The sequence below is a fragment of the Buttiauxella noackiae genome (assembly GCF_000737905.1).
In the GTDB taxonomy this organism is placed as follows: domain Bacteria; phylum Pseudomonadota; class Gammaproteobacteria; order Enterobacterales; family Enterobacteriaceae; genus Buttiauxella; species Buttiauxella noackiae.
In genome coordinates this window covers 1,450,087-1,463,426 of record NZ_JPRU01000002.1, presented here as the reverse complement: position 1 = coordinate 1,463,426, position 13,340 = coordinate 1,450,087, and the positions used below count along the sequence as shown (strand labels likewise).

The window sequence follows — 13,340 nt, the reverse complement described above, 5'->3', positions numbered from 1 at the left end:
TAGAATTGCAAGCTTTCGTAACTCATCTCCGCGGTTGCGATGACTTCGTGTTAATCTTACGAGTATGTTTTTTACGGTTTCGGCTACGTCATTTTAATCACCCAGCGCCAGTATTATGCCGGGCTTTTTAATCTTAGCGATGTTTTCGACGACTCAAGAGAATAAATGACGTATAAGCGATGAAACAAGCGATTTTCCTGCAAAAAGACTCGTTTTCACAGGCGTATTTAATGTGATTATCATAAGATATCTGGTTCGGGAGACGCTCAAAAGCCAACTTGCGATCCTCTTCATCCTGCTACTGATCTTCTTTTGTCAGAAGCTGGTCAGGATTCTCGGGGCGGCGGTTGACGGCGATATTCCGACAAACCTCGTACTTTCTTTGTTAGGACTTGGTGTGCCTGAAATGGCGCAGCTCATCCTTCCACTTAGCCTTTTCCTTGCGCTGCTCATGACGCTAGGCCGACTGTATACCGAAAGTGAAATCACGGTAATGCATGCCTGCGGTTTGAGTAAAGCTGTGCTGATCAAAGCTGCAATGATCCTCGCACTCTTTACCGGTGCAATTGCAACAGTCAACGTAATGTGGCTTGGGCCGTGGTCTTCTCGTCATCAGGATGAAGTATTGGCTGAGGCCAAAGCTAACCCTGGTATGGCTGCACTTGCTCAAGGGCAATTCCAGCAAGCGACCGACGGCAACTCAGTTTTGTTCATTGAAAGCGTTGACGGTTCAAGTTTTAAAGACGTTTTCCTGGCTCAATTGCGCCCGAAAGGTAATGCACGTCCATCGGTAGTGGTTGCGGATTCCGGTCATTTATCCCAGCGCCCGGACGGCTCGCAGGTTGTGACGCTCAATACCGGCACCCGTTTTGAAGGTACGGCATTGCTGCGCGATTTCCGTATTACTGACTTCCAGGATTATCAGGCGATTGTCGGGCACCAGACGGTGGCGCTTGACCCTGAAGACTCCAGTCAGATGTACATGAAAGCTCTGTGGACAAACGATTCGCCAAATGCTCGCGCTGAACTGCACTGGCGTCTGACGCTCATTATGGCCGTTGTCATTATGGCGTTGATGGTGGTGCCATTAAGCGTGGTGAACCCACGACAAGGGCGCGTGCTTTCAATGCTTCCAGCTATGTTGTTGTATCTGATTTTCTTCCTGCTTCAGACCTCGCTGAAATCGAATGCGGCGAAGGGGAAAATCGATCCGCTGATCTGGATATGGTTGGTTAATCTGGTCTATTTTGCCATCGCGATTGTCCTCAATGTGTGGGATACAGTGCCGATGCGCCAGCTACGTGCAAGCTTTAGCAGAACACGAGGAGCGGCATAAATGTTTGGTGTTCTCGACCGTTATATCGGTAAAACCATCTTTACCACCATCATGATGACACTCTTCATGCTGGTGTCGCTGTCGGGCATTATTAAGTTTGTCGACCAGTTGAAAAAGGCCGGGCAGGGTAGCTATTCAGCATTGGGTGCGGGTGTGTATACCGTGCTTAGCATTCCAAAAGATATCCAGATCTTTTTCCCGATGGCGGCACTGCTTGGTGCTCTACTTGGGTTGGGGATGCTGGCGCAACGTAGTGAACTAGTGGTGATGCAAGCTTCTGGTTTTACGCGAATGCAAATCGCACTTTCGGTGATGAAAACTGCTATTCCGTTGGTGTTACTGACCATGGCGATTGGTGAATGGGTTGCTCCGCAAGGCGAACAAATGGCCCGTAACTACCGCGCACAACAGATGTATGGCGGTTCTTTGCTGACAACTCAGCAAGGCTTGTGGGCGAAAGATGGCCACAATTTTGTCTATATCGAGCGCGTGAAAAGCGATAACGATTTGGCGGGCGTGAGTATTTATAGTTTTAACAACGAACGCCGCCTGCAATCGGTTCGTTATGCGGCATCGGCCAAGTACGATGTGGAACATAAGGTGTGGCGTTTGTCTCAGGTTGATGAATCAAACCTGACAAATGAGAAGCAAATTACCGGTGCCCAGACCGTTAGCGGTGAGTGGAAAACTAACCTGACCCCAGACAAGCTGGGTGTGGTGGCGCTGGACCCGGATGCGCTTTCTATAAGCGGACTGCACAATTATGTGAAGTACCTGAAATCCAGCGGACAAGATGCCGGGCGTTACCAGCTCAACATGTGGAGCAAAATCTTTGCACCGCTTTCTGTTGCGGTAATGATGCTGATGGCGCTGTCATTCATCTTTGGTCCACTGCGTAGCGTGCCAATGGGTGTGCGGGTTGTCACCGGTATCAGCTTTGGTTTCGTCTTCTACGTGCTTGATCAAATCTTTGGCCCGCTAAGTCTGGTGTATAGCATTCCGCCGATTGTGGGTGCTTTGTTACCAAGTGCGACGTTCTTCCTTATCAGTCTCTGGATGATGATGAAGCGCTCAGGTTAAAAATACCCGTCATACTTCGAGCTGCAAGGGCGTTGGCTGCACTCACTTACCCCAGTCACTTACTTAAGTAAGCTCCTGGGGATAAGCTCCCTTGCCGCGTTACTCGGCAAAGCCTCGCCCCGTTGGGGCCAGCGCAAGCGCTGTTCAAAAGGCTGAAGCCTTTTGTCCTGCAACTCGAATTATTTAGGGTATTGTCGGATTTTCTTACCTGGCCTTCATCGAACAAAATGGCTGAAATGAGAAAATCAGCGCTTACGCCCGCCCATAATACTGCCTAAAACTCCGCGAATAATTTGGTTAGTTACCTGACGGGCCGCGCTTTTCGCCATGGTTTGCACCACGCCGTCTTTCTTGCCGCCTCGCGGCCCCGTAGTACCAAACAGAATATCTTTTAGCCCGCCGAGAATACCGTTATCAACGGCCACCGATTCACCTTTAGCGGGTGGTGCATTTTGTTGTTCGCCAGCTGTCTGAACGCCCTGTTGTAAGCGCTCATACGCCGATTCCCTGTCGACCGTTTCATCATATTTACCGTACAACGTTGAATGGTTCAAAAGCCCGTTGCGTTCATCATCGGTGACCGGCCCCATGCGTGAACATGGCGCGATAACCATGGCTCGCTCAACTATCGTCGGGCTGCCTTTTTCATCCAGCAAAGAGATCAGCGCCTCGCCGGTGCCTAGCTCCTGAATCGCTTTTTCGGTATCGAATTTTGGATTAGCGCGCATGGTTTGTGCGGCAGTTTTAACGGCTTTCTGGTCTTTAGGCGTAAAAGCACGCAGTGCATGCTGAATGCGGTTGCCAAGCTGCCCTAATACCGCATCCGGAATATCAGACGGGTTTTGGGAAACAAAGTAGACCCCAACGCCTTTGGAACGAATCAGGCGAATAACCTGCTCGATTTTGTCCAACAATACTTGTGGTGCATCGTTAAACAACAGATGTGCTTCGTCGAAAAAGAACACCAGTTTTGGCTTTTCCAGGTCGCCCGCTTCGGGGAGTTGCTCATAGATTTCAGAAAGCATCCACAACAGGCTAGCGGCGTACAGTTTCGGCATCTGATAGAGCTTTTCGGCCGATAGAATATTGATAATTCCCTTACCATTAGCATCAGTGCGCATCCAGTCTTTGATATCCAGCATTGGTTCGCCAAAGAAGTATTCAGCGCCCTGTTGCTCAAGCTGCAATAGCCCACGCTGAATAGCGCCCACAGATGCACTACTGATGTTGCCATACTGGTTCTGGAACGATTTTGCGTTATCGCCGATGTACTGCGTCGCCGCGCGCAGATCTTTAAAATCGAGCAGCAATAGACCCTGATCGTCGGCAATGCGGAAGATGATTTGCAGTACACCTGCTTGCACTTCATTGAGGTTGAGCAGGCGCGAAAGTAGCAGTGGGCCAAGATCGGACACCGTTGCTCGCACCGGATGGCCTTTTTCGCCAAAAATATCCCACAAGACAACGGGATTGCTATGAGGTGACCAGTCCGTCACGCCAATTTTTGCAAGCCTTGCGAGCAATTTTTCCGATTCAGCACCTTCTTGCGCAATACCTGTGAGGTCGCCTTTTACATCAGCCATAAATACTGGCACACCGATTTCTGAAAATGACTCGGCTAGTTTTTGCAGCGTCACGGTTTTGCCTGTGCCCGTAGCACCGGTTATTAGCCCGTGACGGTTTGCCATGCCGGGCAACAGATGTAGTTCTTGTTCAGTGGTTCTGGCAATCAGGAGTGGCGCAGTCATGGTGATTTTCCTGTGGCGACATTTCCATAAGCATAGCAAGTGGATAGGGAACGTCATCACTCAAAAATCCTGGATTGCGGCATCTCTCGCAGCAAAGGCTATGCTTTGCATATGTATTACTTATTGTTGAGGAAATATGTCCAGATTCTTCTTTAATGACCGTCAGCAAATGGTCAGCGATGCTATTGAAGGCGTCATCATCAGCTCTCGTTTTCATAACCTGGCCCGGTTAGATACCGATCCCGCTATTCGCGTGGTGGTACGCAAAGACTGGAACAAAAGCAAAGTAGCAATTATTTCTGGCGGTGGTTCGGGCCATGAACCCGCACACGCAGGCTTTGTTGGGAAGGGGATGCTCACCGCTGCGGTATGTGGTGACTTATTTGCTTCCCCAAGTGTGGATGCGGTTTTAAATGCAATTGTGGCGGTAACGGGAGACAGAGGTTGTCTGCTTATCGTTAAAAACTATACCGGCGATCGTCTTAATTTCGGGCTGGCGGCAGAAAAGGCAAAGAAATATGGCCTGAAAGTGGAGATGGTGATTGTTGGTGACGATATTTCGTTGCCGGATAACAAGCAGCCGCGTGGAATTGCCGGGACGGTACTGGTACATAAAATTGCGGGCTTTGCCGCAGAGCAGGGGAAATCATTGAGTGATGTTCGAGACATCGCGCAAAGCGCCTGCGACAGCATTGCCAGCATCGGTGTCGCCATGCAAACCTGCAATCTTCCCGATCAAAACGAGGAAGAAGGGCGCATCAAAGGCGGTCATGTTGAGTTAGGGCTGGGTATTCACGGCGAACCTGGAGCAAGCACCGTTGCCAGCCAGAATAGCCAGGAAACCGTGTCTACCCTGGTAAAACATCTGCATAAGAAAACCGGTAAAGAGGCAAGACTTGCGGTACTGGTAAACAACCTGGGCGGTGTGTCATCGCTGGAAATGACCATCCTGACTAAAGAGTTAGTGTATTCAGAAATGAAAGAGCAAATCGACTATTTGATTGGCCCTGCACCGCTGGTTACTGCGCTCGATATGAAAGGGTTTTCGCTCTCGGCCATTGCTCTGAATGAGACATTTATTAAAGCGTTGCAGGCGGATGTCGAAACCGCAGGCTGGCACCCGATGGTAAAACTCCATGCGATGCCGATGCAAAAACACAATGTCATTCGTGGGGGGACGCATGCAAAACCGTCTGACAACGACACGGTTAAAGCACTGGTTGACCGCATCACGAAAACGCTGATTGAGCAGGAAAAAGTGTTAAATGCACTGGATGCAAAAGTCGGGGATGGCGACACCGGCTCCACGTTTGCACAGGGCGCGCGGGATATCGCGCAGCTTAACGATGACGGAAAGCTGCCATTAAATGATACCGCATCACTGCTTGAGTTAGTCGGAGAACGCCTGGCAACAGTCATGGGTGGTTCAAGCGGCGTGCTGATGTCTATTTTCTTCACAGCTGCCGGGCAAAAAGTCGCTAACAAGCAAAAGATTGCAGATGCGTTATTGTTTGGCCTCGAGCAGATGAAACGCTACGGCGGGGCCAATCTTGGCGATCGTACATTGATAGATGCATTACAACCCGCGCTTGAAGCCTTGAAAGAGAGTGGCCTGAACGCTGCTGTGAAGGCTGCGCAAGATGGCGCAGAGGCAACGGCACAGATGCAAAAGGCGAATGCCGGGCGCTCGTCATATGTGAACAGCGATAACCTGAAAGGGGTGAAAGATCCTGGGGCTGTGGCGATTGCGGCGGTCTTTGCAGGCATTAACTGATTATGCCGGATGTCGCTGAGCTAATCCGACCTGCGAATTGAAGCTGTAGGGTGGATTAGCGTAGGCGCCTCCACCGTTTCCTCTCACGCCTGCCCGCTTAACGCCATCTGCGTTAACCACAGGCGTGTATCAAACTCCAGTTGGTGATATTGCGGCTCCATATGGCAGCACAGTGAATAGAATGCTTTGTTATGGTCTTTTTCTTTCAGGTGCGCCAGTTCGTGAACCACAATCATGCGCAAAAAGGCTTCTGGCCCATTCTTAAATACCGTCGCGACACGAATCTCCGCTTTGGCTTTCAGCTTGTTCCCCTGAACGCGTGACACTGCTGTGTGCAAGCCCAGAGCATTATTTAGCACGTGGATCTTGCTGTCATAAGCCACTTTATTCACGGGCGGAGCATTGCGCAGATATTGGTTTTTCAGGTCTTGCGTCCACGCATACAACGCTTTATCGGTAGTGATGTTATGTGTATCCGGATACCGTTTTTGCAGCACCTCGCCCAGACGTTGTTCCGCAATTAATGTTCTGACCTGTGCGAGCAAATGCTCGGGATAGCCTTGAAGGTAGGTTAAATTGCTCATTAGATCTCGCTCGCTCGACGTCTTTCAAAAGGCAGTTGCGCAGTTTGAGGAAAAAAAAGGGTATACTCACGCCCCCATTCGGGGATAACGCCGAAATTTTACCATCCAGGAGGGCCGATGAGCCAATTAGACAACGGTTTCCGTTCACTGACACTAAAACGTTTTCCAGAAACGGATGACGTTAACCCACTACAGGCGTGGGAAGCTGCCGATGATTATCTTTTGCAGCAACTGGACGAAATCGAAATCAGTGGCCCGGTCCTGATTTTTAACGACAACTTCGGAGCGCTGTCTTGCGTACTGGCTGAACACAAGCCTTATAGCATCAGTGATTCGTACCTTAGTGAACTGGCCATCCGTGAGAACTTGCGTGAGAACGGCATCGTTGAGTCCAGCGTAACGTTCCTTGATAGCAACGTTCCTTACCCGGAAGCACCAGCAGTGGTTCTGATTAAGATCCCTAAAACGCTGGCATTGCTGGAACAACAACTGCGTTCGCTGCACGCTGTCGTTACACCGCAAACGCGCATTATCGCAGGCGCGAAAACGCGTGATATTCACAACTCAACTATCGAGTTGTTTGAAAAAATTCTTGGGCCGACCACTACCACACTGGCCTGGAAAAAAGCGCGCCTGATCAACTGTACTTTCAGCGCACCAGTGCTGAAAGATGCCGCAGAAACCCTGAGCTGGAAACTGGATGGGACGCCGTGGACGATTCACAACCACGCAAACGTCTTCTCTCGTACCGGGCTGGATATTGGCGCTCGCTTCTTTATCGAGAACCTGCCAGGTAACCTTGAAGGCGAAATCGTCGATTTAGGTTGTGGTAACGGTGTGATTGGCCTGCATCTGCTGGAACAGAATCCGGATGCGAAAGTGGTATTTGTTGATGAATCACCGATGGCAGTGGCGTCAAGCCGCCTGAACGTTGAAACCAACATGCCGGAAAATCTGGATCGCTGCGAGTTTATGATTAACAACGCACTTTCTGGTGTTGAGCCGTATCGTTTTAACACGATCCTGTGCAACCCGCCGTTCCATCAGCAGCACTCTTTGACCGATCAGGTGGCGTGGGAAATGTTCCACCATGCCCGTCGTTGTCTGCAAAATGGCGGTGAGCTGTACATCGTTGCTAACCGCCACCTCGACTATTATCACAAACTGAAGAAGATCTTCGGTAACTGTGACACCGTTGCTACCAACAAGAAATTTGTTGTTTTAAAAGCTGTGAAGCTGGGTCGCCACCGCTAAAATTTGTCACTTTTGGTGAAAAGGGTGGATGACGCTTATCGCTTATCCACCCTACAAAATTTAGCCTTTAGTTCTGATAAGCGCAGCGCCATCAGACATTTAGCGCTAAATTTCCAGTGCTAAACGAGTGCCTTGCGCGATTGCGCGTCTGGCATCCAGCTCCATCGCCACATCCGCACCACCAATCAAATGCACTGTTTTCCCCAGTTCACGCAATGGTTGCGCCAGTTCACGGCGTGAGTCTTGCCCCGCACAAATAATCACGTTATCGACCGTCAGCGTTTGTGGCTCGCCACCGACTGTAATATGCAGCCCTTCATCGTCAATGCGTTCATAAGTCACACCCGCCACCATTTTCACGCCACGAGCTAATAGTGTTGTGCGATGGATCCAGCCCGTGGTTTTGCCCAACCCTTCGCCTGGCTTACTGGTTTTGCGCTGTAGCATCACAATCTGGCGTGGGCTTTTATGCAGATGTACGCCTTCCGGACGTAAACCCCCTGCATGTTGCAGGCTAGTATCGATGCCCCATTCCACACAAAACTCGGCGATATTCTGGCTGGTGGATTCCCCTTCCTGACTCAAATACATCGCGGTATCAAAGCCAATACCTCCGGCTCCTATGATTGCCACACGGTCACCCACAGGCGCTTTCTCGCGTAACACATCGATGTAATTGAGTACTTTAGGATGCATGATTCCGTCGATAAGCGGCAGACGTGGCTCAATGCCGCAGGCGAGAATAATCTCATCGAACTCTTTAAGCACTGGCGCGGTGACGTACTGATTAAGGCGAACTTCAACACCAGTCAGACCCAACATGCGGCGGTAGTAACGCAGCGTTTCATTAAATTCCTCTTTGCCAGGGATTTGCCTGGCAATATTAAACTGCCCACCGATTTCTGAGGCTGCATCAAACAATGTCACTTTATGGCCACGTGTCGCGGCGTTGATCGCAAAAGCGAGTCCTGCGGGCCCGGCTCCCACCACGGCCAGGTTTTTACGCACGTTTGCCGGGATGATTGGCATTTTGGTTTCATGGCAGGCACGCGGGTTTACCAGGCAAGAGGTGACTTTGCCGAGGAAAATCTGATCCAGGCAGGCCTGATTACAGCCGATGCAGGTATTGATCTCATCTTCACGCCCTTGATGAGCTTTGGAAACAAACTCGGCATCGGCGAGGAATGGCCGCGCCATTGACACCATATCGGCATCGCCATCGGCCAGGATCTTCTCAGCGGTTTGCGGATCGTTAATTCGGTTGGTTGTAACCAATGGGATCGAAACCTGGCCCTTTAGTTTGCGAGTTACCCAGCTGAATGCGCCGCGTGGCACAGGTGTGGCGATGGTGGGAATACGAGCTTCGTGCCAGCCAATACCGGTATTAATCAGAGTCGCACCTGCATTTTCAATGGCTTTGGCAAGCACAACGGCTTCTTCAAAAGTACCGCCACCTTCGACTAAATCGAGCATCGACAGGCGGTAAATAATGATGAAGTTAGCCCCCACTTTTTCACGTACCGCACGTACCACTTCAATGGCAAAACGCATGCGTCGGGTGTAATCGCCACCCCACTCATCATTGCGTTGGTTGGTTCTTGCGGCCAGAAACTGGTTAATTAAATAGCCTTCAGAACCCATGATTTCCACGCCGTCGTATCCTGCTTGCTGTGCAAGGCTCGCGCATTGAGCAAACTCTTCAATCAGCGTGAGAATTTCATCATGGGTCAATGCATGAGGCTTAAAGCGGTTAATCGGAGCCTGTATAGCGGAAGGGGCAACCGGATTTGGCTGGTAGCTGTAGCGTCCGGTGTGCAGGATTTGCAGCGCAATTTTGCCGCCTTCGCGGTGCACGGCGTCGGTCACGATCTGGTGATGGGCAAGCTGGCTTGCGTCATTGAGCACCGCGCCGCTTTCCACGCCCACACCCGAAGGGGAAGGGGCAATGCCGCCCGTGACAATCAGTGCCACGCCGTGACGTGCACGCTCGGCATAAAAAGCCGCCAGGCGTTCAGCACCATCCGGGTGCTCCTCGAGTCCGGTATGCATCGAACCCATCAACACACGATTTTTCAGAGTGGTGAAACCCAGGTCTAGCGGGGCAAACAGCGACGGATAGCTCATATTATCTTCCTGCTAAGTCATTATTATTATGTGGTCGGATGAGTTAGTAATTTAGCGGGATGTAGCGTAGATGTGGGAAAGTTGTCTGATGATTGTGACGAGATTCAAAGATTGGTCATAATTTTTTCCTGGGCAGTGAACCCAGTTGTACATCATCAACATTATGAATTCACGTTTTTATATTCATAAATATCACCATAAATACACGTAAAAATTATATATCCACATGCACACATTCTTATAAATAATATATTTGTGATTATTTTAAATTTTAATTTTTTTGTGTGTGATAGAAATACGGTTATAGAGATTTCTATTTAGAGATGGGTAATTAAAGCTGTTATATTTCTTTCGCTATATTCATGTATGCTCAATATATTCACAGGGATTATATAAATAATTTATTTATAAAGGTGTGTAATGCATATGAAAATAAAATTACTGACATTATTAACGGCTACTATTTTATCAAGCGGGGCAATGGCCGCAACTCAAGAAAGTGAGTTGGAACAACGATTAAACCAATTAGAACAACGCTTAGCAGCTGCAGAAAAACGTGCAGCCAGTGCAGAAGCAGAAATTCAAAAAATAAAAGCAACTCCAGCACCCGTCACCGCCCCTGTCGCGGTTGTTAGCGAACAATCGACCAGCAGTAAATCCGATAACCAATCCCCGAAATTAACATTAACCGGTTATGGCGATCTTAAAATATATGGGGATGTAGAGGTTAATATGGATGCTGCGAGCCGAAGTAATGGCCTGACATCTATGCGTCGTAGCGCTAATACCAATTGGGCCGATGGTAATAATGAGCGCTGGGATATTAATGGCCGTTTGTTGTTGGGCTTTGATGGTTATCGCCGTATGGACAATGGTAATTTTGCAGGCTTCACGGCCCAACCGTTGGCTGACTTAACCGGCCATATGAATCTCGATGATGCGGCTTTTTTCTTTGGTCATGAAAACGACTGGAAAATTAAAGTCGGCCGTTTCGAAGCCTATAATATGTTCCCGCTTAACCAGGATACCTTTGTTGAGTATTCCGGTAATACCGCCAACGATTTATACCGCGATGGCTACGGCTACATCTATATGATGAAAGAAGGGCGCGGGCGTAGTGATTCTGGCGGCAACTTCATGTTGAGCAAAAATATCGACAGCTGGTATTTCGAACTCAATACCTTGTTAGAGAATGGTACCTCGCTGTATCAGGACAAGTCTTATCACGGTAATGAACTGACGAACGACAAAAACGTAGCCTATCTGCGACCGGTGATTTCCTGGTCACAGGATAATTTCTCCATTGCGGCTGCGATGGAAGCGCAGGTGGTGAATAACGCCTACGGTTATAAAGATGCGAATGGTCAGACGGTCGACCAGTCCGATCGTACCGGTTATGGCTTAACCATGACGTGGAACGGCCAGAAAACCGATCCTGATGATGGAGTTGTCGCCAACCTGAATACCGCTTATCTGGATGCCGCCGACGAAACCGACTTTACCGTAGGCGCGAACGCTTTATGGCATAACTTCGAACTCGGTTATATTTATGCCCACAACGATATCGACAAGTTTGATGTGACAAACGCCATGAATAACTGCGATAACGACTGCTGGATTACCAACGCTGGCACTTATGATATCCATACCATTCACTCTTCATATCTGTTCCCAAATGTAATGGGCATGAGGAATTTCAATATTTATCTGGGTACTTACGTGTCATGGGTCAGCGCCGATCATGAATCGAACGACGGCAGCGATAACACCCGTTACGGTGGCCGCGTGCGCTTTAAATACTATTTCTGATAATAAATACCCACTCTCTCCCTACGGAGAGAGTGGGGTTGAAGATGGCATGACCAGACCCGGAGCCTGCCACATTGACGTTGTTAAACCGCTATCTACCAGCGTGAGTTGATCGGCATATACCTTCAGCCACTTGCGTTTCATTTCGTCATATAACTCACGGTGTGCCAGATTTGGCGTAAATTCGCGCTGCCATTGAACCAGCCGTTCACCTGTTTCAGCAAGATTATTAAACAACCCTGCGCCGACTCCTGCGGCAATAGCACAACCGAGAGCCGTTGCCTCTTTAACTACAGGCACACGCACTGGCAACCCCGTTACATCACTAAGAATTTGGCTCCACAACGCGCCTTTAGAACCGCCGCCTGCAAATACTAATGATTCAAACTGGATGCCGGAAAAACCGGAAATCTGCTCAAGATTGCACGCTGAAACAATTGCTGCATTCTCTTCTAACGCACGGAATAGCGTTGCTTTATTACATTTTTCGGGGTCGATTGAGAGGTTAATAAACGACGGTGCGGCGTGATACCACTGTTTGAAATGCATGGCATCGGAGAAAATCGGCATCACGCCATGAGAGCCCGCCGGAACCCGGGCAGCCATGTCTTCGAGCAGGGCATAAGTGTCCACGCCAAGTCTTTCTGCCAGCAGTTTTTCTTCGGCACAGAAGGCATCCCGGAACCAACGCATCGTCAGGCCGGTAAAGAAGCTGATGGATTCTGCCTGCACCATATTGCTGATGACATGTGGATTAATGCGGATATTCATCTCCGGATCGGTTTTGATAGCGGGCAGATTCACCACTTGCTGCCAGAATGTGCCACCCAATACTGCCGCTTGCCCGGCACGAACTACGCCAAGACCCACACAACCTAGCTGTACGTCGCCGCCACCCATAACCACCGGTGTGCCAGCCAATAAACCACTGTGCTGCGACGCCTCTTGCGTGACACCGCCAAGAACAGTGCCGGTTTCTTTTACCGGCGAGAGAATATCTGCCCGTAATCCTGCCATATCCATCAGCGCAGGCTGCCAGTCACGGGTCGCCAGATCGAGCATTCCGGTTGTGCCCGCGTTAGAAGGATCAACCGCCAGCTCGCCGCTGAGTTTTGCTGCCAGCCAGTCGCTTATCATGGTCACGGTCGCAGCCTTGCGATAAATATCCGGACGATGATGCGCAAGCCACAACAGACGCGGCATCGCGCTTAGCGCCAGCGTTTGGCCAGAAACATGATAAACCTCGGATTCAAACTGGAAATCGTGGATCTCTTTAAGTTCGCTGACTTCGCGGCTGGCTCGGGCATCAACGTTGGCACATGCCCAAATAGGATCGCCGTTACTGTCGTAGAGCACGATCCCTTCGCGCATCGAACAGCAGGAAACTGCGCTGATAGCGCCAGGGGGAAGATGTGCTTTTTGGAGAGCGTCACGGATGCACTGGCAGGCAAGCTGCCAGTTGGTTGAGAGATCAAATTCCATCGAGCCTGGGACATCAGTGATGCTTAAATGTTTCCATTCAGCCTGGCCGACTGCAATCTGGTGGCCTGAAGTATCAAAGATGACGGCGCGAATACTGCCCGTCCCGGCGTCTAAAGCCAACAAGTAACTCATTGATTATCCCCGCAACC

The 13,340-nt window shown here is 49.9% G+C and carries 9 protein-coding genes; 5 read left to right on the top strand and 4 right to left on the bottom strand.

The window, feature by feature from the left end:
- Positions 1-232: 232 nt before the first annotated feature.
- The gene (gene lptF, locus IX31_RS15155; RefSeq protein WP_034459591.1) at positions 233-1,336 is read left to right on the top strand and encodes an LPS export ABC transporter permease LptF; all 1,104 of its coding nucleotides are present in this window, start codon (positions 233-235) and stop codon (positions 1,334-1,336) included.
- Positions 1,337-2,416, top strand: coding sequence for an LPS export ABC transporter permease LptG (lptG, locus tag IX31_RS15150; protein WP_034459590.1), 1,080 nt, complete (start codon positions 1,337-1,339; stop codon positions 2,414-2,416).
- A gap of 245 nt (positions 2,417-2,661) precedes the next feature.
- Here the strand turns inward: lptG and IX31_RS15145 are convergent, their stop codons facing one another.
- On the bottom strand, positions 2,662-4,164 hold the full coding sequence (locus tag IX31_RS15145) for a helicase HerA-like C-terminal domain-containing protein (protein ID WP_034459588.1): 1,503 nt from the start codon (positions 4,162-4,164) through the stop codon (positions 2,662-2,664).
- A 136-nt stretch (positions 4,165-4,300) separates the two neighbouring features.
- On the opposite strand from IX31_RS15145, the gene IX31_RS15140 reads away from it, so the two are divergent.
- Positions 4,301-5,938 (top strand): glycerone kinase, encoded by a 1,638-nt coding sequence (locus tag IX31_RS15140; protein WP_034459585.1) that lies wholly within the window; start codon positions 4,301-4,303, stop codon positions 5,936-5,938.
- A gap of 83 nt (positions 5,939-6,021) precedes the next feature.
- On the opposite strand, the gene IX31_RS15135 is transcribed toward IX31_RS15140, so the two are convergent.
- Positions 6,022-6,522: a M48 metallopeptidase family protein gene (locus IX31_RS15135; RefSeq protein ID WP_034459583.1), complete on the bottom strand. Its 501-nt coding sequence runs from the start codon at positions 6,520-6,522 to the stop codon at positions 6,022-6,024.
- Between the two features lie 117 nt (positions 6,523-6,639).
- Between IX31_RS15135 and rlmG the strand changes: the two genes are divergently transcribed.
- Positions 6,640-7,776 carry a 23S rRNA (guanine(1835)-N(2))-methyltransferase RlmG gene (rlmG, locus tag IX31_RS15130; RefSeq protein ID WP_034459582.1) on the top strand — a complete coding sequence of 379 codons (1,137 nt, stop codon included), beginning with the start codon at positions 6,640-6,642 and terminating at the stop codon, positions 7,774-7,776.
- Between the two features lie 105 nt (positions 7,777-7,881).
- On the opposite strand, the gene IX31_RS15125 is transcribed toward rlmG, so the two are convergent.
- The gene (locus IX31_RS15125; RefSeq protein WP_034459580.1) at positions 7,882-9,900 is read right to left on the bottom strand and encodes an NADPH-dependent 2,4-dienoyl-CoA reductase; all 2,019 of its coding nucleotides are present in this window, start codon (positions 9,898-9,900) and stop codon (positions 7,882-7,884) included.
- 426 nt (positions 9,901-10,326) lie between these two features.
- Between IX31_RS15125 and IX31_RS15120 the strand changes: the two genes are divergently transcribed.
- Entirely contained in the window at positions 10,327-11,709 is a 1,383-nt protein-coding gene (locus IX31_RS15120; protein ID WP_034460123.1) for a carbohydrate porin, read from the top strand.
- A 21-nt stretch (positions 11,710-11,730) separates the two neighbouring features.
- On the opposite strand, the gene lsrK is transcribed toward IX31_RS15120, so the two are convergent.
- Positions 11,731-13,323: an autoinducer-2 kinase gene (gene lsrK, locus IX31_RS15115; RefSeq protein ID WP_034459578.1), complete on the bottom strand. Its 1,593-nt coding sequence runs from the start codon at positions 13,321-13,323 to the stop codon at positions 11,731-11,733.
- Positions 13,324-13,340: the final 17 nt, after the last annotated feature.

Coding starts and splice junctions, on each gene's coding strand:
- lptG (WP_034459590.1), top strand. CDS start 1,337: ATGTTTGGTGTTCTCGACCGTTATATCGGTAAAACCATCTTTACCACC.
- IX31_RS15145 (WP_034459588.1), bottom strand. CDS start 4,164: ATGACTGCGCCACTCCTGATTGCCAGAACCACTGAACAAGAACTACAT.
- IX31_RS15140 (WP_034459585.1), top strand. CDS start 4,301: ATGTCCAGATTCTTCTTTAATGACCGTCAGCAAATGGTCAGCGATGCT.
- IX31_RS15135 (WP_034459583.1), bottom strand. CDS start 6,522: ATGAGCAATTTAACCTACCTTCAAGGCTATCCCGAGCATTTGCTCGCA.
- rlmG (WP_034459582.1), top strand. CDS start 6,640: ATGAGCCAATTAGACAACGGTTTCCGTTCACTGACACTAAAACGTTTT.
- IX31_RS15125 (WP_034459580.1), bottom strand. CDS start 9,900: ATGAGCTATCCGTCGCTGTTTGCCCCGCTAGACCTGGGTTTCACCACT.
- IX31_RS15120 (WP_034460123.1), top strand. CDS start 10,327: ATGAAAATAAAATTACTGACATTATTAACGGCTACTATTTTATCAAGC.
- lsrK (WP_034459578.1), bottom strand. CDS start 13,323: ATGAGTTACTTGTTGGCTTTAGACGCCGGGACGGGCAGTATTCGCGCC.